Origin of the sequence: Chitinophaga sp. H8 (assembly GCF_040567655.1) — a bacterium.
Lineage (GTDB): Bacteria > Bacteroidota > Bacteroidia > Chitinophagales > Chitinophagaceae > Chitinophaga > Chitinophaga defluvii.
Genome location: NZ_JBEXAC010000001.1, coordinates 2,932,537 through 2,955,795, shown reverse-complemented (window position 1 = coordinate 2,955,795; position 23,259 = coordinate 2,932,537). Strand labels below are relative to the sequence as shown.

Annotated in this window: 21 protein-coding genes; 18 read left to right on the top strand and 3 right to left on the bottom strand. The window is 47.0% G+C overall.

Annotation, left to right across the window (positions count from 1 at the left end; all coding sequences use genetic code 11):
• Window positions 1-251 precede the first annotated feature (251 nt).
• From ABR189_RS11220 to ABR189_RS11160, 13 genes are all read left to right on the top strand, one after another.
• A complete protein-coding gene (locus ABR189_RS11220) occupies window positions 252-677 on the top strand; it encodes an NADH-quinone oxidoreductase subunit A (RefSeq protein WP_435575318.1) in 426 nt (141 codons plus the stop codon).
• A gap of 130 nt (window positions 678-807) precedes the next feature.
• Window positions 808-1,446, top strand: coding sequence for an NADH-quinone oxidoreductase subunit B (locus ABR189_RS11215; protein ID WP_354660579.1), 639 nt, complete (start codon window positions 808-810; stop codon window positions 1,444-1,446).
• Window positions 1,447-1,553: 107 nt separating this feature from the next.
• A complete protein-coding gene (gene nuoC, locus ABR189_RS11210) occupies window positions 1,554-3,299 on the top strand; it encodes an NADH-quinone oxidoreductase subunit C/D (RefSeq protein ID WP_354660578.1) in 1,746 nt (581 codons plus the stop codon).
• A gap of 43 nt (window positions 3,300-3,342) precedes the next feature.
• Complete coding sequence (gene nuoE, locus ABR189_RS11205) at window positions 3,343-3,807, top strand: NADH-quinone oxidoreductase subunit NuoE (RefSeq protein WP_354660577.1); 465 nt, start codon at window positions 3,343-3,345, stop codon at window positions 3,805-3,807.
• Window positions 3,808-3,857: 50 nt separating this feature from the next.
• Window positions 3,858-5,141, top strand: coding sequence for an NADH-quinone oxidoreductase subunit NuoF (gene nuoF, locus ABR189_RS11200; RefSeq protein ID WP_354660576.1), 1,284 nt, complete (start codon window positions 3,858-3,860; stop codon window positions 5,139-5,141).
• Entirely contained in the window at window positions 5,122-7,812 is a 2,691-nt protein-coding gene (gene nuoG, locus ABR189_RS11195) for an NADH-quinone oxidoreductase subunit NuoG (RefSeq protein ID WP_354660575.1), read from the top strand. The genes nuoF and nuoG overlap by 20 nt, the downstream gene beginning before the upstream one ends.
• Window positions 7,813-7,834: 22 nt before the next feature.
• Complete coding sequence (gene nuoH / locus ABR189_RS11190; protein WP_354660574.1) at window positions 7,835-8,785, top strand: NADH-quinone oxidoreductase subunit NuoH; 951 nt, start codon at window positions 7,835-7,837, stop codon at window positions 8,783-8,785.
• Between the two features lie 55 nt (window positions 8,786-8,840).
• Complete coding sequence (gene nuoI, locus ABR189_RS11185; RefSeq protein WP_354660573.1) at window positions 8,841-9,356, top strand: NADH-quinone oxidoreductase subunit NuoI; 516 nt, start codon at window positions 8,841-8,843, stop codon at window positions 9,354-9,356.
• Between the two features lie 28 nt (window positions 9,357-9,384).
• A complete protein-coding gene (nuoJ, locus tag ABR189_RS11180) occupies window positions 9,385-9,912 on the top strand; it encodes an NADH-quinone oxidoreductase subunit J (RefSeq protein WP_354660572.1) in 528 nt (175 codons plus the stop codon).
• Complete coding sequence (gene nuoK / locus ABR189_RS11175) at window positions 9,909-10,217, top strand: NADH-quinone oxidoreductase subunit NuoK (protein WP_354660571.1); 309 nt, start codon at window positions 9,909-9,911, stop codon at window positions 10,215-10,217. Before nuoJ ends, nuoK begins: the two co-directional genes overlap by 4 nt.
• Window positions 10,217-12,103, top strand: a complete 1,887-nt coding sequence (gene nuoL, locus ABR189_RS11170) for an NADH-quinone oxidoreductase subunit L (protein WP_354660570.1) — start codon at window positions 10,217-10,219, stop codon at window positions 12,101-12,103. Before nuoK ends, nuoL begins: the two co-directional genes overlap by 1 nt.
• A 64-nt stretch (window positions 12,104-12,167) precedes the next feature.
• Complete coding sequence (nuoM, locus tag ABR189_RS11165) at window positions 12,168-13,673, top strand: NADH-quinone oxidoreductase subunit M (RefSeq protein ID WP_354660569.1); 1,506 nt, start codon at window positions 12,168-12,170, stop codon at window positions 13,671-13,673.
• Between the two features lie 3 nt (window positions 13,674-13,676).
• On the top strand, window positions 13,677-15,116 hold the full coding sequence (locus ABR189_RS11160; protein ID WP_354660568.1) for an NADH-quinone oxidoreductase subunit N: 1,440 nt from the start codon (window positions 13,677-13,679) through the stop codon (window positions 15,114-15,116).
• A gap of 4 nt (window positions 15,117-15,120) precedes the next feature.
• On the opposite strand, the gene ABR189_RS11155 is transcribed toward ABR189_RS11160, so the two are convergent.
• The 3 genes from ABR189_RS11155 to ABR189_RS11145 all read right to left on the bottom strand — a co-directional run bounded on the left by ABR189_RS11155 (window position 15,121) and on the right by ABR189_RS11145 (window position 19,288).
• Window positions 15,121-17,511, bottom strand: coding sequence for a TonB-dependent receptor domain-containing protein (locus ABR189_RS11155; protein WP_354660567.1), 2,391 nt, complete (start codon window positions 17,509-17,511; stop codon window positions 15,121-15,123).
• Window positions 17,512-17,645: 134 nt separating this feature from the next.
• Window positions 17,646-17,945, bottom strand: a complete 300-nt coding sequence (locus ABR189_RS11150; protein WP_354660566.1) for a hypothetical protein — start codon at window positions 17,943-17,945, stop codon at window positions 17,646-17,648.
• Window positions 17,946-18,022: 77 nt separating this feature from the next.
• A complete protein-coding gene (locus ABR189_RS11145) occupies window positions 18,023-19,288 on the bottom strand; it encodes an aspartate kinase (protein WP_354660565.1) in 1,266 nt (421 codons plus the stop codon).
• A gap of 148 nt (window positions 19,289-19,436) precedes the next feature.
• Here ABR189_RS11145 and fbp point away from each other — a divergent pair, with 148 nt between their 5' ends.
• The 5 genes from fbp (at window position 19,437) to ABR189_RS11120 (ending at window position 23,224) form a co-directional block, all read left to right on the top strand.
• The gene (gene fbp / locus ABR189_RS11140; protein WP_354660564.1) at window positions 19,437-20,450 is read left to right on the top strand and encodes a class 1 fructose-bisphosphatase; all 1,014 of its coding nucleotides are present in this window, start codon (window positions 19,437-19,439) and stop codon (window positions 20,448-20,450) included.
• A gap of 128 nt (window positions 20,451-20,578) precedes the next feature.
• Entirely contained in the window at window positions 20,579-21,076 is a 498-nt protein-coding gene (locus tag ABR189_RS11135) for a CAP domain-containing protein (protein WP_354660563.1), read from the top strand.
• Between the two features lie 207 nt (window positions 21,077-21,283).
• Complete coding sequence (locus ABR189_RS11130) at window positions 21,284-22,048, top strand: ABC transporter ATP-binding protein (protein WP_354660562.1); 765 nt, start codon at window positions 21,284-21,286, stop codon at window positions 22,046-22,048.
• A 33-nt stretch (window positions 22,049-22,081) separates the two neighbouring features.
• A complete protein-coding gene (locus ABR189_RS11125) occupies window positions 22,082-22,609 on the top strand; it encodes a YfiT family bacillithiol transferase (protein ID WP_354660561.1) in 528 nt (175 codons plus the stop codon).
• Window positions 22,610-22,669: 60 nt separating this feature from the next.
• Window positions 22,670-23,224 carry an NUDIX hydrolase gene (locus ABR189_RS11120; protein ID WP_354660560.1) on the top strand — a complete coding sequence of 185 codons (555 nt, stop codon included), beginning with the start codon at window positions 22,670-22,672 and terminating at the stop codon, window positions 23,222-23,224.
• Window positions 23,225-23,259: the final 35 nt, after the last annotated feature.

Here is a 23,259-nt window from a genome sequence, read left to right as displayed (position 1 = left end):
TGCAAGGTTAATTTTGGAGTTTGTTACTTTCCGGATATGATATAGAAACGATATACTTTCATACTTTCCTGCCCCGCGGCGCTTGCGATTGACACAGATGGACAGTAAGCAGGCTGATAACTGACTAATAGTTTTTTGAATATTAGCATATAAATGGACTTTAAAGACAATCGCTTGGAGGGCGAAGTACCTTGCAAAGTTCCGCTACTGATATTACTCCTGTATGGCCATTTTTAGCATTTGGAGCCATAGTGTTGATACTCGTCAGTGTCATACTGGGACTATCATATGTGCTGGGACAACGGCATAAAGACCGTGCTACCGGCGAAGCCTACGAATCCGGTATTGTATCTACCGGCTCTGCCCGATTAAGGTTCCCCTCCCAATTTTACCTGGTTGCCATGTTATTTGTCATTTTTGACATTGAAACCGTATTGATTATTTCCTGGGCAATTGCATTTCAGGAAGTAGGTTGGGTAGGCTTCCTGGGCGTATCTGTATTTATACTGATTTTACTGGCAGTACTCATTTATGAATGGCGTAACGGTGCGCTGGATTTTGGCCCCGACGGAAAAAAGATCTTACGCGCTTACCAGAAATTAAGAAAAAAACCACTGTCAGACAATGGGGAACAAACACCCCGCCCTGGTCTGGAAGATTCCAATGTTTATGGATAAAATACCTGTGCCAACAGCATAGCTATTTCAAAAAGCGGCAACAGTATCAAAAGCGGGGCATTTATTGACAGGAACGGTAGTGCCGGATATCCGGCAAACCGTAATTATTCATTCGTAATTCGTAATGATTATGCAATGGTGGTTAAGCAATGCGAACGATACAACCGGTAAGGTGGCGGGCAACACTTCTATTGAAGAAGTAGTGCAGCAGAGTGTGATGCTGACATCTGTAGAAAGCCTGCTGGCCTGGGGCCGCAAAAACTCCCTCTGGCCTTTTCATTTCGGATTATCCTGCTGTTTTGTGGAAATGGCTACTGCCATGACACCTAAATATGATATGGCCAGGTTTGGTGCAGAAGTGATCAGGGGGACACCCAGAGAGGCAGATGTAATGATCATCGCAGGTACCGTATTTATAAAAATGGCCCCGGTAATAAAAAGATTATATGAACAGATGATGGAACCCCGCTGGGTCATTTCCATGGGCTCCTGTGCCAACTCAGGTGGTATGTATGATATCTATAGTGTAGTCCAGGGCGTTGACAAATTTTTACCGGTAGACGTATATGTACCCGGATGCCCGCCCAGGCCAGATGCTTTTATGAGCGGGCTGGTTCTGCTCCGGGATGCCGTAGGGAAGGAAAAACGCCCTTTAAGCTGGGTGATAGGAGAGCAGGGTGTGATCAAACCGGAAAAGATAGCGATGAAAGACGTGCTGCACGACAAACGCCAGCAGATGACAACCTTTAAAACACCGGATGAAATATAATGACGGTGATATAATGGATATTATCTAACAGTTAAGGTTATATGAAATAATCATGACAGGAAGCTAAAACAAAAATTCTTCCATCCTCTCTCAAAACTTAATACGCTATGCTTACTGGCATTGCAGCGGAATTAAGCGCCCGGTTTGGTGAAAATATTTTTCACGAACAGCTCACCCGGGATGAGACGCCCACTCTTTGGACGCCACAGGAGCACCTCTTGGCTGTGCTGCAATACCTGAAGTCGGAAATAACAATGCCCTATCCACTGCTGTATGACCTCACCGCTATTGATGAACGGGCATACAACCACCGGCAGAATGGCCAGCGCAGCAGCGATTTTACCCTGGTATATACCCTTTTCTCTTTTAGCCGTAACGCTTTTCTCCGGCTGAAAGTAGGCCTGAGAGGTGAATTTCCTTCACATCCCACTATAACACATATCTGGCCTGCAGCCAACTGGTACGAACGGGAAGTGTATGATATGTTTGGGATCCATTTTGATGGTCATCCTTTATTGAAACGCATTTTAATGCCGGTTACCTGGGAGGGGCATCCGCTCCGCAAGGAGCATCCGGCACGTGCCACTGAAATGGGGCCATTTAAGCTGTTTGACGACAAGATGGATAAGGAACACCAGGCCCTGCAGTTTAACCCCGAAGAATGGGGCTTAAAACGCCATACAGAGGATGCTGACTTCATGTTCCTTAACATCGGTCCCCAACATCCGGGTACACATGGGGTGCTGCGGATTATCCTGCAGCTGAACGGGGAAGATATCCTGGACGCTGTTCCGGATATCGGCTTCCATCACCGGGGAGCAGAAAAGATGGGAGAACGGCAGTCCTGGCACACCTATATACCTTATACCGACCGGATAGATTACCTGGGCGGGGTCAATAATAACCTTGCTTATTTATTGTCGGTAGAGCAACTGGCGGGTATTGAAGTGCCTTTGCGGGCGCAGGTGATCCGGGTAATGCTCTGCGAGCTGTTCAGGATAGCAAGTCACCTGGTATGGTACGGCACCTTTGCGCAGGACCTCGGACAGCTATCGCCGGTATTCTATATGTTCACCGACCGGGAACGTGTATTTGAAATCATAGAAGCTATTTGTGGGGGACGCATGCATCCCAACTGGTTCCGCATAGGCGGAGTAGCACAGGACCTTCCCAAAGGATGGGATAAAATGGTGCGTGATTTTGTGAATTACTTCCCTGCCAAACTCCGGGAGTACAACAAGATGGTGATGAAAAATGCCCTGTTCAAAGCACGGACGGTAGGAATTGGCATCTATACCCAGGAAGAAGCGATTGAATGGGGAGTAACCGGGCCAGGACTGCGTGCCTGTGGTATGGAATGGGATATGCGTAAAAAAAGACCGTACAGCGGTTATCAGAACTTTGCATTTGAAATACCCGTAGCACAAAACGGAGATTGTTACGACAGAGCAGTAGTGCGTGTGGAAGAAATGCGTCAGAGCCTGCGCATTATTGAACAATGCCTGGAATATATGCCGGAAGGGGATTTTAAAGCGCACCATCCGCTTACTACGCCACCCGTGAAGCAATATACGATGGAAGATATTGAAACACTGATCCATCATTTCCTCAACGTAAGCTGGGGCCCTGTGATGCCGGTGGGAGAAGCTATGGTATGCACAGAAGCCACCAAAGGCTGGAATAGTTACTACCTGGTAAGCGATGGCAATACTTCTTCCTATCGTACCAGGATACGTACCCCGTCATTTCCGCACATGCAGATGATCCCTTATATCAGCAAGGGATATACGGTGGCCGACCTGTTATCCATACTGGGGGGAATGGATTATGTGCTGGCGGATATTGACCGGTGAGTGTGCGGTGGTAGCAGAATGGTTAATTATCAAAAAAGCGATCATGTTATCCGAAACAGAAAAACAACAAATTGAACACGAGCTGGGGCATGTACCGGTAAAAAAAGCTGCTTGTATTGAGGCGTTGAAGATTGTACAGGAGCACCGGCGCTGGGTATCTGATGAGAGTATTGCAGATATCGCAGGGATCCTGGAGATGAGTACTGCAGAGGTGGATAGTGTGGCCACTTTTTATAACCTCATTTTCCGGAAACCGGTAGGCAGACATGTGATCCTGCTGTGTGATAGCATCAGTTGCTGGGTAATGGGATATAACGGGGTACTGAAAGAACTGACAGGATTACTGGAGATCAGCTATGGCGAAACCACTGCCGACGGCCGGTTTACCTTATTGCCGAATGCGTGTCTGGGGACCTGTGATCATGCACCGGCACTGATGATCGATAACGATCTGTACCGGGATCTGGAAGCAGGGACGCTCAGCAGTATTCTGGAAAAATACACCTGACAGGAAGGACTCACTGAGCAGCCCGTTACGAAGACAGTAAACAATATATTATGATGGAACGTCCTTTGACAGAACATATCAGCAGTACGCGTGCTCCGCTCAACTTGCAGGAGTACGAAGCGGTGGGCGGATACCAGGCGTTGCGAAAGGTAATGCAGCAAATGACGCCGCAGGAAGTAACTGCGCTGATCAAGGAGTCTAACCTGCGCGGCCGGGGAGGGGCCGGATTCAGCACGGGCATGAAGTGGAGCTTCGTACCGATGGAGGTAAGTGGTCCTAAATATCTCGTAGCGAATGCAGATGAAATGGAACCGGGTACTTTCAAAGACCGGTGGCTGTTGGAAGGTAACCCCCACCAGCTGATAGAAGGAATGATCATTTCCGCTTATGCCATACAAGCAACCCTCTCTTTTGTGTTTTTGCGCTGGGCTTATAAACAGGCGGCGCAGGAAATCCGGAAAGCCATCGCGGAAGCCTATGCAGCAGGGTATCTGGGAAATAATATACTGGGAAAAGATTTTCACCTGGAGATGCAATTACACACCGGCGTGGGCCGGTATATGTGCGGAGAAGAAACCGCCCTGCTTAATTCGCTGGAAGGCAAGCGGGCCACGCCCCGTGCCAAGCCTCCATTTCCGCAGGTAAGCGGATTGTTTGGTAAACCTACTATTGTAAATAATGTAGAAACATTATCCTTTATACCACATATCATTAACAAGGGCGCCTCCTGGTTTCAGTCGCTCAGTTATACCTCCGACGGGGGAACGAAGATATATGGGGTGAGCGGAAAGGTAAACAAACCGGGCGCGTGGGAGCTGCCAATGGGCGTAACGATGCGGGAGCTGCTGGAAGATCACGCAGGCGGGATGAAAAACGGGTACCGTTTCAGGGGGGCTTTACCTGGTGGGGCTTCCACCGATTTTCTGATTGAAGAACATCTGGATGTGAAGATGGATTTTACAGGTGTGGCAGCAGCCGGCAGCCGGCTGGGCACAGGTACGATGGTGGTGCTGGATGATAAAACCTGTCCGGTTGGATTTGTACATAACCTGGAACATTTTTTTGCGCAGGAGTCCTGCGGGTTTTGTACCCCCTGCCGGGAAGGTTTACCATGGACGGAGAAAATATTATACGCGTTGGAGCAGGGCAGAGGTACTGCTGCCGATCTGGAGCAACTGCTGCTACATACCAGGCTGTTAGGCCCGGGCAATACTTTTTGTGCATTGGCACCAGGCGCTATGGAACCATTGCAGAGCGCGCTGAAATATTTCCGGGAAGATTTTGAACAACATATTCAAGCTAAAAAATGCCCTTATGCCCACGATTCACATTGACAACCAGTCATACGAGGTAAAAGCCGGCAGTAACCTGCTGGAAGCGTGTTTATCGTTAGGGATGAACCTGCCCTACTTTTGCTGGCATCCGGCATTGGGGTCTGTAGGCGCCTGCCGGCAATGTGCGGTAAAGGTGTTTAAAGATGAGCAGGATAAAACCGGACGGCTGGTGATGGCATGTATGGAGCCGGTAAAGGACCAGATGCGCCTGGCCATTGCCGATGGAGAGGCCAGTACTTTCCGGGAACAGGTAATAGGGTGGCTGATGACCAACCACCCGCATGATTGTGCCGTGTGTGATGAAGGTGGTTCCTGCCATTTGCAGGATATGACGGTGATGACCGGCCATGCTTACCGCAATTATCATTTTACCAAGCGTACCTATAAAAATCAATACCTGGGCCCTTTCCTGAATCACGAGATGAACCGTTGCATCCAGTGTTATCGTTGTGTACGGTTTTATAAAGATTTTGCCGGCGGAAAAGACCTCGATGTATTTGCTGCCCGCAGTCATGTATATTTTGGGCGCCAGGAAGAAGGAACGCTGGAGAGTGAATTCAGTGGTAATCTGGCAGAAGTGTGCCCTACAGGCGTATTTACAGACAAAACATTGAAACAGCATTATACCCGTAAGTGGGACTTTACCTCCGCAGCTTCTGTATGCCAGGGATGTGGGCTGGGATGTAATATTATAGCCGGAGAGCGCTATGGTTCCCTGCGGCAGATTACCAGCCGGTATAATGGCGCCGTGAATGGTTATTTCCTGTGCGACCGCGGCCGCTTTGGATATGAATTTGTAAACAGTGCACAAAGGATCAGGGAAATCAGCATCAAGCTGCTGATGCCTGATGCCGGTGAGGGACCTGCATTGGCCTATCTGCGTAATAAAATTAACTCAGGGAAGGTGATAGGGATCGGATCCCCAAGAGCATCGCTGGAATCCAATTATGTATTGAAACAACTGGTTGGAGAAGACCAGTTTTACCTGGGGGTATCAGATACTGATCATGACCTTACCTCGCTCGCACTCCGTATCTTGCAGCAGGGACCGGTGCGCACGCCATCCCTGCAGGAAGCCGCCAAAGCAGATATGGTACTGATCCTGGGTGAAGATATTACCAATACGGCACCTATGCTGGCGTTGTCGGTAAGACAGGCCATACGGCAACAGCCGGAGCAGGATGCCATGCAGAAAGTACACCTGGCCCCCTGGCAGGATGCTGCCGTGAGAGAAGCCGTACAGGATAACAAAGGCCCCTTGTTTATATTGGGCATCCAGGAAAGCAAACTGGATGAGCTGGCTACGCTGGCATTTTATACCGCACCGGATAATATTGCCCGTGTAGGCTTTGCCGTAGCCCACCTGATTAATCCGTCGATGCCGGAGGTAACCGGTATGACAGACAAAGGGAAATCCCTGGCACAGGAAATTGCAGCCGGGTTGAGCAAAGCAAAAAATCCGCTTATCATTGCCGGTTACGGCAGTGGCAGCGAAGTGGTGATGAAAGCCGCCGCCAATATCAGCTGGGCATTACATCAGCAGGGGATAGATGCGATGCTGTCTTATACCGTACCGGAATGCAACAGCATGGGATTGGAAATGCTGGGAGGGCATCGCCTGGAATCTGCTTTACAGGCAGTGGCGCAGGATGCTATAGATACCGTTATCATCCTGGAAAATGATTTGTACCGGCGTATTGATCAGCCGCTGGCCGACCAGTTCTTTAATCATTGTAAAGAAGTGATTTTAATTGATCATTTATATTCCCCCACCGCAGAAAGGGCTACTGGTCTGATTCCTGCAGGTACGTTTGCAGAAAGTGATGGTACCCTGATCAACAATGAAGGCCGGGCACAACGGTTTTTCCAGGTGTTTGTACCAAATGGCGGGGTGCAGGAAAGCTGGAGATGGTTGTTGCAGTTGGGCAACTACGCGCATCATTCCGGACTGCAGGAAGCCGAGACGCTGGATGATGTTACAGGTATTATCTCCCGTAAGATGCCCATCTTTGCAGGAATAGCAGGAATTACCCCTTCTGCGGAGTTTCGTATAGCCGGACAAAAAATACCCCGGGAACCTCACCGGTATAGTGGCCGTACAGCTATGCTGGCCAATATTAATGTGAGCGAACCCCAACCTCCTGCTGACCCGGATACGGCGCTATCCTTTACGATGGAAGGTTATCAGGGCAGGCCCCCTTCTTCTATGACCCCTTTCTTCTGGGCGCCCGGATGGAATTCTGTGCAGTCGATTAATAAATTTCAGGTAGAAGTGGGCGGACCGCTACATGACGGTGATCCGGGGCTGCGGTTGATACACCCGGCTGCAAACGGCGAGATCCCCTTTTTTACAACCGTCCCCGAATTGTTTTTGCCATTAACAGGGCACCTGTTGCTCGTGCCCCTGTACCATATTTTCGGATCAGAAGAACTGAGTGTATATACGGAAGGAGTGGCAGCACGTATGCCATCACCTTATATCATGCTGCATAGTGAAGATGCACAGCGCTACCAGGTTACAGCGGGCAGTTTGTTGTACTTCCTGGTCAACGGGCAGCAGTATGCATTGCAGGTGAAAATCAATGATGCCTTGCAGTCAGGGATAGCCGGGGTACCGGTAGGATTGCCAGGTATGAAGCTGGTGGACGTCCCCCAGTGGGTAAAAATATAAGCAAACTGATAAAACTGATGGTATGAATTATTGGTGGATCATAGGAGGCGTATTATTTGTGCTGCTGAATACCGCAGCCGGATTGATATGGGTAGAACGCAGGATGCTGGCGCTCTGGCAGGACAGGTATGGCCCCAACCGGGCAGGCCCATTTGGATTGCTGGTAGTGTTGGCAGATACGATCAAACTCTTTTTCAAGGAAGATTGGGTACCGCCGTTTGCCGACAGGGTGGTATTTGTATTTGCCCCCGCTGTGGTAGTGATGAGTGTATTAATGAGTTTTGTCATTATCCCTTTTGCCCCGGGTATTATGGTAGCTGATTTTAATATTGGCATCCTGTTTTTCCTGGCGATGTCTTCCCTTGGCGTGTACAGTATTGTATTGGGTGGATGGGCTTCTAACAACAAGTATGCATTGCTGGGAGCCATGCGAGGGGCTTCACAGATGATCAGTTACGAAGTATTTATGGGCCTGGCATTGATGGGAGTGGTGGTGATGAGTGGGTCTTTTAACCTGCGGGAGATAGTGCTGGCACAAAAGGGGGGCTGGTATATCCTGCCGCAATGTGTAGGCTTCTTTATCTTTTTGCTGGCAGGTATCGCAGAAACACACCGGTTGCCTTTTGATATCCCTGAGGCAGAGAGTGAGCTGGTAGCAGGTTTTCATGCAGAGTATTCCAGCATGAAGTTCGGGATGTTTTTTATCGGGGAGTATCTGGGTGTTACGCTGATTTCCTGTATGGTAGTGGCACTGTATTTCGGGGGATGGCTGGGTCCTGCATTTCTGCCACCGCTGGTATGGTTTGCACTTAAAACGTTTGCTTTTATAGCCCTGTTCATTTTATTACGGGCATCCATGCCAAGGCCCCGTTATGATCAGTTAATGGAGTATGGCTGGAAAGTGTTGTTTCCACTGTCGCTGGCTAATTTGCTGATCACAGCAGCGATCAGGCTTTGGTTACATGGAGGTTAATCATTCATAGCAGTAGTTTTTCTGAAGGGAATCTCCGCTGCACAAACTTAAGATCATGTTCAGTCTATTCAGAAGCATGTGGCTTATTTTTCTGCATATGTTTCACAAGCGTGAAACATTCCAGTATCCGGAGCAAAGAGCACCGCTGCCTGCAAGGTGGAGAGGACGTATTGCGCTGACCCGTGATCCGGACGGCGCCGAGCGTTGTGTGGGCTGTTATCTCTGCGCCGCTGCCTGTCCGGTAGACTGTATTTCTCTGCAGGCAACAGAAATGGAGGACGGCCGTCGTTATCCCCTGTTTTTCCGGATCAATTTTTCCAGGTGCATCTTTTGTGGGTTTTGTGAAGAAGCCTGTCCTACTTATGCCATCCAGTTATTACCTGATTTTGAAATGGCAGAATACAACCGGCAAAACCTGGTATATGAAAAAGAGGATTTGCTGATCAACAGCCAGGGGAAATATCCGGGATACAATTATTACAAAGTAGCCGGGCTGGCTATCAGTGGAAAGGGTAAGGGAGATGCGCAGAATGAAGAGCCGCCGGTAGATACCAGGAGCTTATTACCATAATGATCATCTGTTATTAATTATCAGCACTATGGGCATTGCATTTTACATAGCAGCTGCAATTGCAGTCATCTCTACCGTGATGGTGATTACCCGGTATAACATCATGCATGCATTGTTGTACCTGATTGTTTCCCTCTTATCGGTGGCGGTGATCCTCTACATCTATGGAGCTCCCTTTGTGGCGGTATTGGAAATCATTGTATATGCAGGGGCTATCATGGTATTGATCATTTTTTTTGTGATGATGCTAAACCTGGGTGGCCCTTCGGCTGCGCAGGAAAAAGCGTGGCTGCAGCCGCGGATATGGATCGTGCCGGCCTTGTTCTGCCTGGTATTGTTAGGAGAGCTGGTGTACCTGATTCTGCAAACCAGGCAGCCCGAAACGGGGATGGTGGTGGTGGATCCCAAGGCTGTGGGGATCGCATTATTTGGTCCTTATATGCTGGCAGTAGAACTCACCGGGATGTTGCTGATGGCAGGCATTGTAGGCGCTTATCATCTGGGCAGGCAGAAGCAGAAGATCCTGCATCGTTTTCTTGAAAATAAGGCAACATGAGTATAAACCCAACAACTGCCGGGATGACGTTGGCAGGGATCTTATTTGTGCTGGGGCTGATCAGTGTGCTGATGCGGCGTAATATCATCTTCATGTTATTATCCGTAGAGATCATGCTGAACGCGGCCGCACTGGCCTTTGTCGTAGCAGGAGCGCATTGGGGGCAGGCAGAAGGGCAGGTGATGTTTATGTTCATCCTGGCTATGGCGGCAGCAGAAGTGTCGGTAGGACTGGCACTGATATTACAGTTGTATCACCAGCTGAAATCACTGGATAGTGATGAGGCAAGCAAAATGAAAGGATAATGATCTGGCTTATTCCCGCTTTACCCTTTGCAGGTGCTTTGATCCTGCTGTTATGCTGGAAACAGGTAAGCCGTATGGCTGTTTCCGTTATTGGTTGTGGCAGCGTAGGACTGGCCGCCCTGGTTACTTTTGTGGCAGGAGCACAACTCATGGGAGCAGGGGACGGGGGAATATGGCAGCATTTATGGACATGGATAGGGCTGGACGGATTTAATATTGGGATTGATTTCCGGTTGGATGCCTTATCGTTTGCCTTTGTAGGGGTGATTACGTTTGTAGGCTTTCTGATACATGTCTATTCTACCGGGTATATGGCAGATGATGAGGACTATGCCCGTTTCTTTGCCAGTATGAACCTGTTTGTAGGGGCTATGCTGATGCTGGTATTGGCGGATAACCTGTTATTGTTATACCTGGGCTGGGAAGGAGTGGGATTATGCAGTTACCTGTTGATCGGGTTCTGGTACAAAGATCCGGCAAACGGGTATGCTGCCAGAAAAGCGTTTATTGTTACCCGTGTAGGTGATACTGCGATGGCTATTGGCTTATTCCTGCTGTATCAGTACACCGGTACCTTACAGATTCCTGAAATACTGGAGAAAGCACCTCAGTTATGGCATAGTGGTGATCCGGTAGTGACGGTAATTGCTTTGTTACTATTAGGCGGCGCAGTAGGTAAATCAGCGCAACTACCCTTACAAACCTGGTTGCCCGATGCGATGGCGGGCCCTACCCCCGTCAGTGCATTGATACATGCGGCCACGATGGTTACCGCCGGGGTATACCTGGTAGCCCGCACACATACCTTATTTGAATTGTCACCTACTGCACAAACGGTGACGGCGATCATAGGTGCTGCTACTTTGTTATTATCCGGCTTCAGTGCTTTGGTGCAAACGGATATCAAGCGTGTACTCGCGTATTCCACCATGAGCCAGATAGGGTATATGTTCCTGGCGTTAGGCGTAGGTGCATGGTCGGCCGCTATTTTTCATTTTGTGATTCATGCTTTTTTCAAAGCTCTGTTGTTTATGGCGGCAGGGGCGGTGATCACTGCCTTGCATCATGAGCAGGATATGTTTAAAATGGGAGGGCTTAAAAAATTATTACCCCAGGTGTTCCAGGTGTTTCTGATAGGCTCGGCCTCACTGGCAGCCATTCCTTTTATCACCGCAGGTTTTTACAGTAAAGACCAGATCGTTTGGCTGGCAGGTGCTGCAGCCGGTGGTGGAAAAGTGTATTGGGCAGTGGCTGTGTTGGGGGCTTTCATCACTGCTATGTACACCTTCCGCATGGTATTCCTCACTTTTTATGGTCAGGCAAAAAGCCATGTAGGACATCTGCCTGGCAGCAATATGATGATCCCTTTGTATATCCTGGCATTGCTGTCTACCATAGGAGGCTTTATCGAGCTACCTCATACAATGGGGCATGTTACACTGTTCAGTCACTGGTTATTACCGGTATTACCGGCCACGGTGCTGACAGAAGAATCTCTTGCATTGGAATGGGCATCGCAAGGGATTGCCGCAGGACTATCTTTCATTGGCATTTATCTCGCCTATATATGGGTCATCAAACGGCCGGCGGGGATGGTAGACTTTTTCGAATCGGAGGTGATGGCCTGGTGCCGTCAGTGGTGGCTGCGGGGATGGGATTTTGATGCATTATACAACCGCCTGCTGGTACGTCCATTTGTGTATACTGCCCGCATGAACCGCAGGGATATGGTAGACAAAATATACACAGGTATCGCCCGGCTCACCACCTGGTTGCATGATGTTACCGCACGCACACAAAGCGGCATATTACGCTGGTATATTATGGGCGTGTTAGTTGGCGCTGTGGTGATTTTGTCGGTATTGATATGGAGACTGTATGAATAGCTCAAAACAAAACATAATCAGCTAAAGGCTAACAGCTAAAAGCTAATAGCTCAAAAAATTAACCATGGTATTGCTTATCCTTCTCTTAGTATTACTTGCCGGGGCATTGCTCTCCTGGATCGCATCGGCTTACAGCCGGTTGTTGTGCCGGTGTATTGCCTTGTGCAGTCTGTTGATCAACCTGGTAGTGATAGCATGTATATGGATCAGCGCGGATACCGGTACCTTGTTATCACAACAGCACTGGATGTACAACTGGCAACAGCAATGGGTACCGCAGTTTGGGATCAGCCTGCACCTGGCGATGGATGGATTGAGTATGCTGATGCTGGCACTTACTTTTTTTCTGGGTGCATTGTCAGTGTTGATTTCCTGGCGGGAGATAGATAAAAAAGTGGGGTTCTTTCATTTCAACCTGTTGTTTGTACTGGCAGGCATTACAGGTGTTTTTTTAACGATGGACCTGTTCCTGTTTTACTTTTTCTGGGAAATGATGCTGATCCCGATGTATTTCCTGATTGGTATCTGGGGGCATGAGCACCGGGAATATGCAGCCAACAAATTCTTCATTTTTACTCAGGCCGGTGGATTATTAATGCTGCTGTCCATATTAGGGTTGTACTTTGTACATGCGTATCACACTAATGTATACACGTTTAATTATTTTGATCTGCTGAATACAGATATGGCACAGGATACTGCACGGCTATTGCTGCTGGGATTCCTGATTGCCTTTGTGGTGAAACTGCCAGCCGTACCTTTCCATACCTGGTTGCCCGATGCACATACAGAAGCACCCACAGCAGGCAGTGTGGTGCTGGCAGGGTTATTATTAAAAACCGGTGCATATGGCATATTACGTTTTGCCTTGCCGTTATTTCCGGAAGCCGCCCGTGAAATTGCCCCGGCAGCGATGCTGATAGGAGTGATAGGGATTTTATATGGCGGACAGCTGGCTTTTGCACAAAGGGACTTTAAACGGTTGATTGCGTATACCAGTGTAAGCCACATGGGATTTGTGCTGCTAGGCGCCTTTGCCTTTAATGAGCTGGCTTACCAGGGAGTGGTAATGCAGATGATCACACATGGTATCAGTACAGGCGCCTTGTTTATACTGGCGGGTGCTTTGTATGAACGTATCCATACCAGGGAGTTGAAGAAAATGGGGGGGCTATGGCCATTGCTGCCGGTAATGGGAAGTACGACACTCATCTTTGTGATGGCATCGCTGGGACTGCCGGGGTTGGGCAACTTTGTAGCAGAGTTTCTTATTCTGGTAGGCAGCTGGCAGGCGAATAAAGTGCTTACCATATTAGCTACCACCGGGTTGGTGATCGCTACTATTTATTCCCTCCGGATTATGCAAAAGGTATTTTTTGGCACTACTAACCGGGAATATGCATTACCGGATTTAAATGTGCGGGAAAAATTGATTGTGGGTGCATTGATCATTGTTATTTTCTGGCTGGGGATCTATCCGCAACCAGTATTGAATGCCGTGAAAAGTAAAATGCCTGCAGTAAGTGAGGTCGTGAAAACAGGCTATCATTATACCATACGAAAAAGATAAAGTATGTCATTTGCTGATTTCATGAGTCTGGGCCCATTGATCACGTTGATCGCTGCAGCAATATTAGCGATGCTGCTGGTAGCCATAAAGCGTAATCACCGCATCGTATACAGTTTTACTGTGCTGGCTTTTATATTAACCATGCTATCTATTGTACCCATCACACAATATATTCCGCATGCCATACCCCCTTTGTTTGTGATTGATCTGTTTGCCTGGTTTAATACGGGACTGATTGTAACCGCAGGGTTTATCATCCTGTTATTGTCTTACAATTACTTTGAAGAGCGGGAAGAGCGGAAAGAAGAATATTACCTCCTGCTGATATTAGCTACTATAGGTGCACTGGTATTGATGATCAGCCGTCATTTTATGTCTTTATTCCTGGGATTGGAAACATTAAGTATCAGCTTATATGGATTGATTGCTTACCTGCGTGCGCGGGAGCGTTCTGATGAAGCAGGGATCAAGTACCTGATGCTGGCAGCCATATCTTCTGCGTTTTTGTTGTTTGGAATGGCGCTGGTGTACAGCTTTACCGGCAAAATGGATTTTCCGGGGATAGGTGCTGCCCTGCAAAACGCGCAATATATGCCGGTAACTGTGATGGCAGGATTTGCGATGATGCTGGTAGGAATAGGATTTAAGCTGGGGATTGTACCTTTTCATATGTGGGCTCCTGATATTTACGAAGGAGCGCCGTTGCCGGTATCTGCTTTTATTGCTACCATTTCAAAAGGGGGGGTACTGGTAGTGCTGATCCGGTTTTACCAGGATATTCATGCCAGCAGGTATACGGAGTTGTGGTGGATTATTGCGGTAATAGCGGTGGCATCTATGTTTGTCGGCAACTGGCTGGCTTTAACCCAGCAAAACATCAAACGTATATTAGCCTACTCTTCCATTGCACATATGGGATATTTGCTGGTTGCATTTTTATCGGGGGTGCAAACCGGATTGGAAGCTATTGCCTTTTACCTGGTTGCATATTTCATTACGAGTATCGGGGCTTTTGGGGTGCTCATTGTAATGTCGAGCAGTATACAGGATGCAGAAACCCTGGAGGATTACCGGGGGCTTTTCTGGCGTTATCCATGGATAGCCACCGTATTTACCGCTATGTTACTTTCCCTGGCAGGGATTCCGCTTACGGCCGGATTTATCGGGAAATTTTATATCGTGATGGCAGGCGTAAATGGCAACCTGTGGTTCCTCCTGTTTATGCTGGTGATCAATAGTGTGATCGGGTTGTATTATTATATCCGCATCATTGCCATTATGTTTAAAACTGCTGACACCGCACCTGTTACGGTAATCAAACCTTCTTTGCCCTTAGCAGGTAATATTACACTGGCTTTGCTGGTGATACTACTGGTAGGGCTGGGGATATATCCTACCAGTATTATGTTGCTCATCCAGCAGATGATGCAAATGATTAAGTAACGTATCAGCCTGCTCTTTTCTGTTCTGCAGAAGTACCGGTTTCCCTTTGGCGGGCGGCTTTTATTTCGCTGTTGCCAAATCGATAGGTCACAGAAAAATAAAATCTCCTGGTTTGCCATACGTTGTAAATCGTCATATCCACATTGTTGTATTTGGCAATGCCTCTGAATCTGTTTCCATCATTGAATACATCATTTACGTTAAACTTCAGGGTAGCCTTCTTTTTAAGGATACTTTTCTGTATCCCGGCATCTACACCAAACTGCGCTTTACCATTAAAGATTCCTTCAATAAAAGGGGAGTTGTAGAATACATTGGCTTCCAGCTTTATATCATGAGGCAAAGTAAAGGTGTTATTGCTGTTGATATTATATTGGAGTTTTTCATTTTGCAGGTCAAGGTTGTTTTCCCGGAGCACATAACGGTTGTAAACAAAGTTGGCGTTATTGCTGGAGTTCCACCATTTAGTGAAATCGAAAGGCAGGGTAAGCGCCAGGCTGTAATTATTCAGGCTGGTAAAGTTCAGCGCCGTACTGGTGGTAATTTTGGTTTCATCATTCTGGTCCAGGTATTCAAAAATAATATCGCTGGTATGGCTGTATCCGAGGGTAGCGATATATTTCTGTTTGAAGATATAAGACAGTTCGGTGTTATAGGCATATTCTGGCTTCAGGAAAGGGTTGCCATGCGCATAGGTATATTTATCCAGGAAAAACAGGAACGGGTTGAGTTGTTCATAATCCGGCCGGTTGATCCTGCTGGTATATGCCAGGGATAGCTTATGTGCATCACTGAATTTATAGTCAACGGAGCCGCTGGGGAACAGATCGAGATAAGTACGTTTTACCTGGTTTTTGAGTGTAACGGAATTGCCATCAGAGGTAGTTTGTTCCACCCGCAGTCCCACCTGGAAATCCAGTTTGGCAAATTGTTTTTTATAAGTGGCATAAGCTGCCAGGACATTTTCCTTGTAGGTGAACAGATTATTCTGTGAGAGCGCTGGCACATAGATACCATTTTGCAGGGAATCGTAGTTCAAGGCATTTTCAGTAGTTACAAAGCTCACTTTGGCACCAGCTTCCAGTTTGGAGGTTTTATTCAGCGCAAGTACAAGATCTGCCTTCAGGCTTTTGATATTGATAGTTGAAGCGGCCAGGTTGCGGATGCCGGTGGCATTTTTATTCAACTGGCTGCGGGTGTCGTACATACTATCATTCAGATGTACTAACCTGGTGCTTCCAAACCGGGCATAATCTCCGTCAACTGTGATTTCAGAGCCACTGGTATCCAGTTCTATTTTATAGTTTAAGTTGTATGTAGTGCTGTTGAAGCGGGAATTTCTGTTGTTAAGGGTATTGAGTACAGAATCCGGTTTGGCGCCTAAGCGGCTGATGTTTGTAGCACTGGTGGCGTTACCGTCAAATCCGCTTGAATAGCCCGTTACCAATACACCAATGGTTTGACGTGGGGTAATAAAATAATCTATCCCAGCTTTGTAGGCATTCCTGTTAAACAGGTTTTTCTGGTACACCTGTTGGTCAAAGAATAATATCTGATCACCGGTGATTTTCCGGGTAAGGTGGCGTGTCATGAAGGCTTCCCGGCTGGAATAGTCATAGTTGCCGAAGAGGTTAAATTTGTTGGTACGCCAGTTAAGGGTGGTACCAATATTATACCCCGGGTATCTGCCATCACCAATACCACCAGTGATAGTACCATTGATACCGGTCAGTTTTCCTTTTTTTGTTTTGATATTGATGATGCCACTGTTGCCGGCAGCATCATATTTTGCAGAAGGGCTGGTGATGATCTCTATCTGTGAGATGGTTTCACTGGGTGTACTTTTAAGCAGGTTGCTCAGTTGGTCACCGGTGAGGTAAGTCAGTTTGCCATCAATCATAATGGTCACACCCTGTTTACCTTTTATGAGCACGTTTTCATCTTTATCTATTGTTACGCCTGGTGCTTTCCGTAATACATCCAGGGCAGAATTTCCGCTGGCGGCGATGCTGCTTTCTACATTGAGGATGGTTTTACCACCACTTCTTTCAATAAAAGGTTTTTGGGCGGTTACATTCACTGCCTGCAGATTTTTAGGAGCTATTGGCAAGGAGAGGGGTTTGAGTTGGAGTGAGGTGCTTTGCCCATTTATGGTAAATGGCTGGGTTTTTTGTAAGGTATAACCCATTTGGGAAGCCTCTATAAAATAGTGGCCGGCGGGGACATTATCAAAAGTACATAGTCCGTCGGGGTTACTCATTTCCCCCTTCAGGAGGGTGGAATCCTTCACCTTACGGATCAGTACGCTGGCAAAGGGCAAAGCCTTGCCAGCGTCATCTGTGATCTTTATAGATATCCGGGCGGAAGGAGTATTTTGAGCGGTTATATTTTGCATAATAAGAAGCAATAGGCATCCTATTACTATGAATTTATTCATAATCTCAGTCTGAAAAAATGGTTTAAAAGGGCAGCTGGCTACAGTTGCAAGGGTTTCCTACTATGTGTGTACAGTTATGGGGATAAACAGGATTAATGAATCCTATAGGTGCCAACAGCATTGGTAATCACTGTTTTGAGCTTATTCCAGTCGAATGCTTCAGGTTTACGGCATTGGTAAATATCCGTGGGAAAAACAATATCGCTTGCAGGAGCTATATTGCCGCGGCCTTGCAGCGCATCCTGGAAGCAACTGGCGGTCATCAGGTACAATGGGACTATTTCCATATTGTAGTCCGGACCAGGAGGAGCCTGTTGATTGCTGGCAGTTTGCCAGGCAAAGGATACCACTGCAACAAGGCTCAGAAATGATAGTGCAAAAACCTTTTTCATATCCTCGTTTTTTATAAAGACGAATGGAAAGGAAAAAAGTTGCAAGAAAAGTTTAAAAAATATGGCACTGGATAATTTTACTTCATCAGCAACTGGATGGTGGCCGCAGATTTTTGTTCCAGCATTATGGTCCTGTTCCGGCTCAGCTCTTCCAGTAGCCCATTCTGGTAATAGCGTACAGTAAGGAGTTCCAGTCCTTCATTGTAGGAGATCTTGAAGCCCTGATGCAGGGTTTTGATCAGGAGCTCGATCTTTTCGGGGTTATTGTCAATACAGCAGGAAAAGCTGATGGCCCCGTTTTGCATGAGGTTGATCTTTATTTTAAGCCCGTGGAAGATCTCATAGATATCGCTGATCTTGTCTTCTGTAATAAAGGAGAAGTCGCGGGAGGTGATGGTGAGCAATACCTGGTTCTTTTTCAGCACAATGATAGGAGGGAGTTGTTTCACGTCTACCTCTTCCTTGATCACAGTACCTGGCAGGTTTTTATCCAGGAAACATTTTACGTACAGGGGGATCTGCTTGTTTTGCAGGGGCTTAATGGTTTTAGGGTGTATAACCTGTGCACCATAGAATGCCATTTCGATCACCTCGCTATAACTGATTTCGGGAATGTTGATGGTGTTGGGAAAGAGTTTAGGGTCGGCATTTTTAAGGCCTTCCACATCTTTCCAGATAGTTTGGCTTTCCGCGTCCAGCATATTGGCAAATACGGCTGCGGAATAGTCACTGCCTTCCCGTCCCAGGGTTACGCTTTCATTCTGGTCTGTACTGCCGATGAACCCCTGGGCAATGACAATCCCTGTTTTATTAAAAAGGGGGACCACCTTTTCTGTTACCTGGCGCTGGGTAAATTCCCAGTCGATATTCGCATCCCGGAAGTTGTTGTCCGTACGGAATACATCCCTTACGTCCAGCCAGATATTGGCTACCCCGATCTGGTTAAAATAGGCACTTACGATAGCGGTGCTCAGCAGTTCGCCCAGGCTTACCAGCTGATCATAGTAATAATCATAGTTACGGAGGGGTTTTTCTCCCAGGGTCCATTCCGCCTCTGTAAAGAATTGCTGGAGTTGTGTAAACAGGGGATGTTCACGGTTGCCCAGCAAGCCTTCGGCTACCTGGAGGTGCTGTTGTTCCACATTAAAAAGGAGTTGGGCGGCTATTTCCCGTTTACGCATGAAATAGTTCTGGGCCACTTTTTCCAGTTCATTGGTGGTTTTGCCCATGGCCGAAATAACAATCAACAGCTTTTCTTCCGGAAAAGCCTGTAATATTTTAGCTACCTGCTGAATACGTTCAACACTTTCTAAACTTGCCCCGCCAAACTTGAAAACCTTCATATGATTAATTGTCTTCTCTTGAAAAATTATTGGCAAAGTACGGCAACTTTAGAATTGTTTAAAAATGTGTTTACACAGAAATGACATTTCTATTGAAATCAGCCTAATTCCGTTAATTTCGCCCTACCGAAAAAAACCTATTAACGTTATGAACGACAAGCAAAATGTAATGACTCTGGACGAGTTTACTATTCAGGAATTACGGAATTACCCCGGCGCTACTGGTCAGTTATCAGGTTTATTGCGTGATATTGGGTTAGCAGCCAAGCGGGTAAACGTAGAAGTAAACAAGGCAGGGATTGCAGATATTTTAGGAGAAGCTGGTAAAACCAATGTGCAGGGAGAGTCGGTGAAGAAACTGGATGAGTTTGCGAACGACCAGTTTATCAACTCGCTGAGAAGCAGTATTTACTGTTGTGGAGTGGCCTCTGAAGAAAACGAAGACTTTATTCCCTTTAAAGACGAATACTCCAAAAATTCAAAATATGTGGTATTGATGGATCCCCTGGATGGCTCCAGCAATATTGATGTGAATGTATCTATAGGCACCATCTTTTCCGTTTACCGCAGGCTTACCCCTAATGGCACAGCGTGCCAGCTGGAGGATTTTCTGCAGCCGGGTACGCAGCAGATAGCAGCCGGGTATGTGATCTATGGTTCTTCTACCATGCTGGTATATGCTACCCGCCGTAGTGTACAGGGCTTTACCCTGGATCCGTCTATTGGAGAGTTTTGTTTATCGCATCCCAATCTGAAATGCCCTCCGGATAGTGATATTTTTTCTGTGAACATGGGGTACTATAATTTTTATGAGGAGAATGTGCGTCGTGCAGTCGACTTTTTCATCGCCCGCAATGAGAACGATAAAGTATACCGTCATCGTTTTATAGGATGTATGGTGGCAGAAATCCACCGCACCCTTATCCAGGGAGGTATCTTTATGTATCCAGCTTTTGGCAAGTATATATCCGGGCGTTTACGGCTTTGTTATGAGTGTAATCCCATGTCTTTCATTGTGGAAAAGGCAGGTGGGGTAGCGATGGCCAATGGACGCCAACGGTTGCTGGAACTGAAACCCATGCAGTTACATCAGCGGGTACCTATTTTTATCGGATCTAAAAACCTGATGGACATCTGGCAGGATGTAACCAATCAGAAATAATATTTGTTGTTAGTAATTGATTTAGAGGCTGTGTTCTTACAAAGGGCACAGCCTTTTAAACTTTGGCCCAATATTTTCATCTATACTTACGTTAAGTATTCATTTTAATCATAAATTATTAAAACCGTATGTTGAGTTATCAGCTCCGTAAATGGGCTTTGCTACTGGTTACATTTTTTGCTGTTATGGAAGCATCTGCCTGCAGCCGTCCGGTAACCGGAGGACGTGACAGCACCGAGGCTGTTTCCGGTAACATGGAAGAGCAGATTCTGTATTACACGAATAAATTCCGGAAGTCGAAAGGACTGGCACCTTTGCAACTGGAAGAAAACATCAGCCAGCAGGCGCGCCGGCATAGCCGGGATATGGCAAATGGCAGTACGGGATTCGGACATGAAGGCTTTGAGGAGCGGGTATCTGTTATTTCCAAGAAAATGGGCACCGTAGCCTCCGCAGCTGAAAACGTAGCCTATGGCAGCCTGGATGCTGAAGGGGTGGTAAACGGATGGATCAAAAGCCCGGGACACCGCCGCAATATGCTGGGTAATTATAACCTGATCGGTATAGGTACCGCAAAAGGTAAAGGCAAAATCACTTTCTTTACCCAGGTTTTTATTAAAAAGTAATAGCGCTGATGGAATAAATATGTCCTGAAAGCAATTAATCTTAACAAGGGGCTGGCCAACTGAAATGGCCAGCCCTTATTAATTCCGGGCCTGGATGGAAGCAAGCCATTGTTTGAGGGATTCCCAGCTCTTCACTTTACTTTTTGGTGCGCCCCGCTGTTATAAATATTTATTGCATGAACCCCCGCTTTGGTGTAATTTGGTGCCATGGAAAAGAAAAAGATTATTGAAGTAAAAAACCTGGTTAAAAAGTACGGGGATTTTACGGCGGTAAAGGGTATCAGCTTTGATGTTTATGAAAATGAAATCTTTGGTTTATTAGGACCTAATGGTGCTGGTAAGTCCACTACACTTGAAATTATTGAAACATTAAGGGATAAAACTTCCGGAACAGTAGTCGTGGATGGTATTAACCTGGATGAGGAGCCGGAAAGCATTAAGAAGATCATTGGGGTACAGCTGCAAAGCTCTGGTTATTATCCCGGGCTTAACCTGATGGAATTGATAGAATTGTTTGGGGGACTGTACAACAGGCCAGTAAATCCAAGAGAGTTGCTGGGCATGTTTAATCTGGAAGATAAAGCACGTGCCAAATATAAAGAGCTGTCCGGCGGGCAGAAACAACGTTTTTCCATTGCTACTACATTGATTAATAAGCCCAGGATCATTTTTCTGGATGAACCTACTACAGGGTTGGATCCGCAAGCCCGCCGCAATCTCTGGGATTTGATCCAGGAGGTAAGAAAGCAGGGTACTACGGTAGTGATCACCACACATTATATGGATGAAGCGGAGTTTTTATGTGATCGCTGTGCCATTGTGGACAGTGGGGAGATTATTGCGCTGGATTCTCCGGACGGGCTGATCGACAAGCTGGTAGCACAGGGATTTGACCGGAAAAAGGAAGTGAAGAAGGCCACGCTGGAAGATGTCTTTATTCAGCTTACAGGGAGGGATCTCCGGGAAGATTAATACTTTCCGCTATAAACCATTTAATCTATTATCATGGAAGCGCTTCAATATCCCATCGGCCGCTTTGAGGTATTGCCTCATTATTCAGCCGCAATGGTGATCGGTTATATTCATGATATCCGGCAGTTGCCCACTTTAATAGAGATTGCGGTACAGCACCTGGATGAATTTCAGCTGGAAACACCTTATCGCCCTGGAGGGTGGACACTAGCCCAGGTAGTGCATCATCTGGCTGATAGCCATATCAATGCTATTACCCGTTTTAAGCTGGCACTCACAGAAGATAATCCGGTGATAAAGCCATATGATCAGGATGCCTGGGTAAAGCTGGCAGATGTGCAATACACGCCGATCAATGTATCTATCACCTTGCTGCATGCCTTACATATGCGCTGGGCCAACCTGATGGACCGGCTGCCGGATGAAGCCTGGGACCGTACCTTTGTGCATCCGGAGCAGGGCAGGAGTTTTAACCTGAAAACCCAGGCCGCTAATTATGCCTGGCATGGCAAGCACCACCTGGCACATATCATGAACCTGAAAGCAAGCATGAACTGGTAAAATATACAGCGTACCGCTATGGTAAAGCTGTTGTGTAATATAACCGGCAAATTAATTTAAATGACTGCATTGGACTGGAAATTATTAGACTCTGAATACCTCTTCAAAGATGCCTGGCTTACCGCACGTAAAGACCGTTGTATCACACCGGGAGGCAAACTGGTAGATCCTTATTATGTATTGGAGTATGCCAATTGGGTAAATGCGGTAGCGATTACCGAAGATGGTATGGTAGTTATGATCCGGCAATACCGGCACGGATATGGGCAAACGATCCTGGAAGTGCCCGGAGGAACAATGGATCCTGATGATCCTTCTCCTGAATTTGCGATGCGCAGAGAACTGCTGGAAGAAACCGGTTATGCTTTTGATATCCTGATTCCTTTAGGGTCTATTGCACCTAATCCGGCGTCCAGCAATAACCTTACCTACATGTTCCTGGCTACCGGTGGAAAGAAAATACAGGCGCAGCAGTTAGATGATAATGAAGAAATAGAAGTGGTACTGATGCCTTTGGCAGATCTGAAGCAATTGTTGAAAGAAAATAAGATCCTGCAAAGCCTGCATGCCAACTGTATCTTTTATGCATTGCTGCACTTGAAAGAACTTTGCTGATTATCATTACTATCAACGCCTGGTAACCGGCCGCA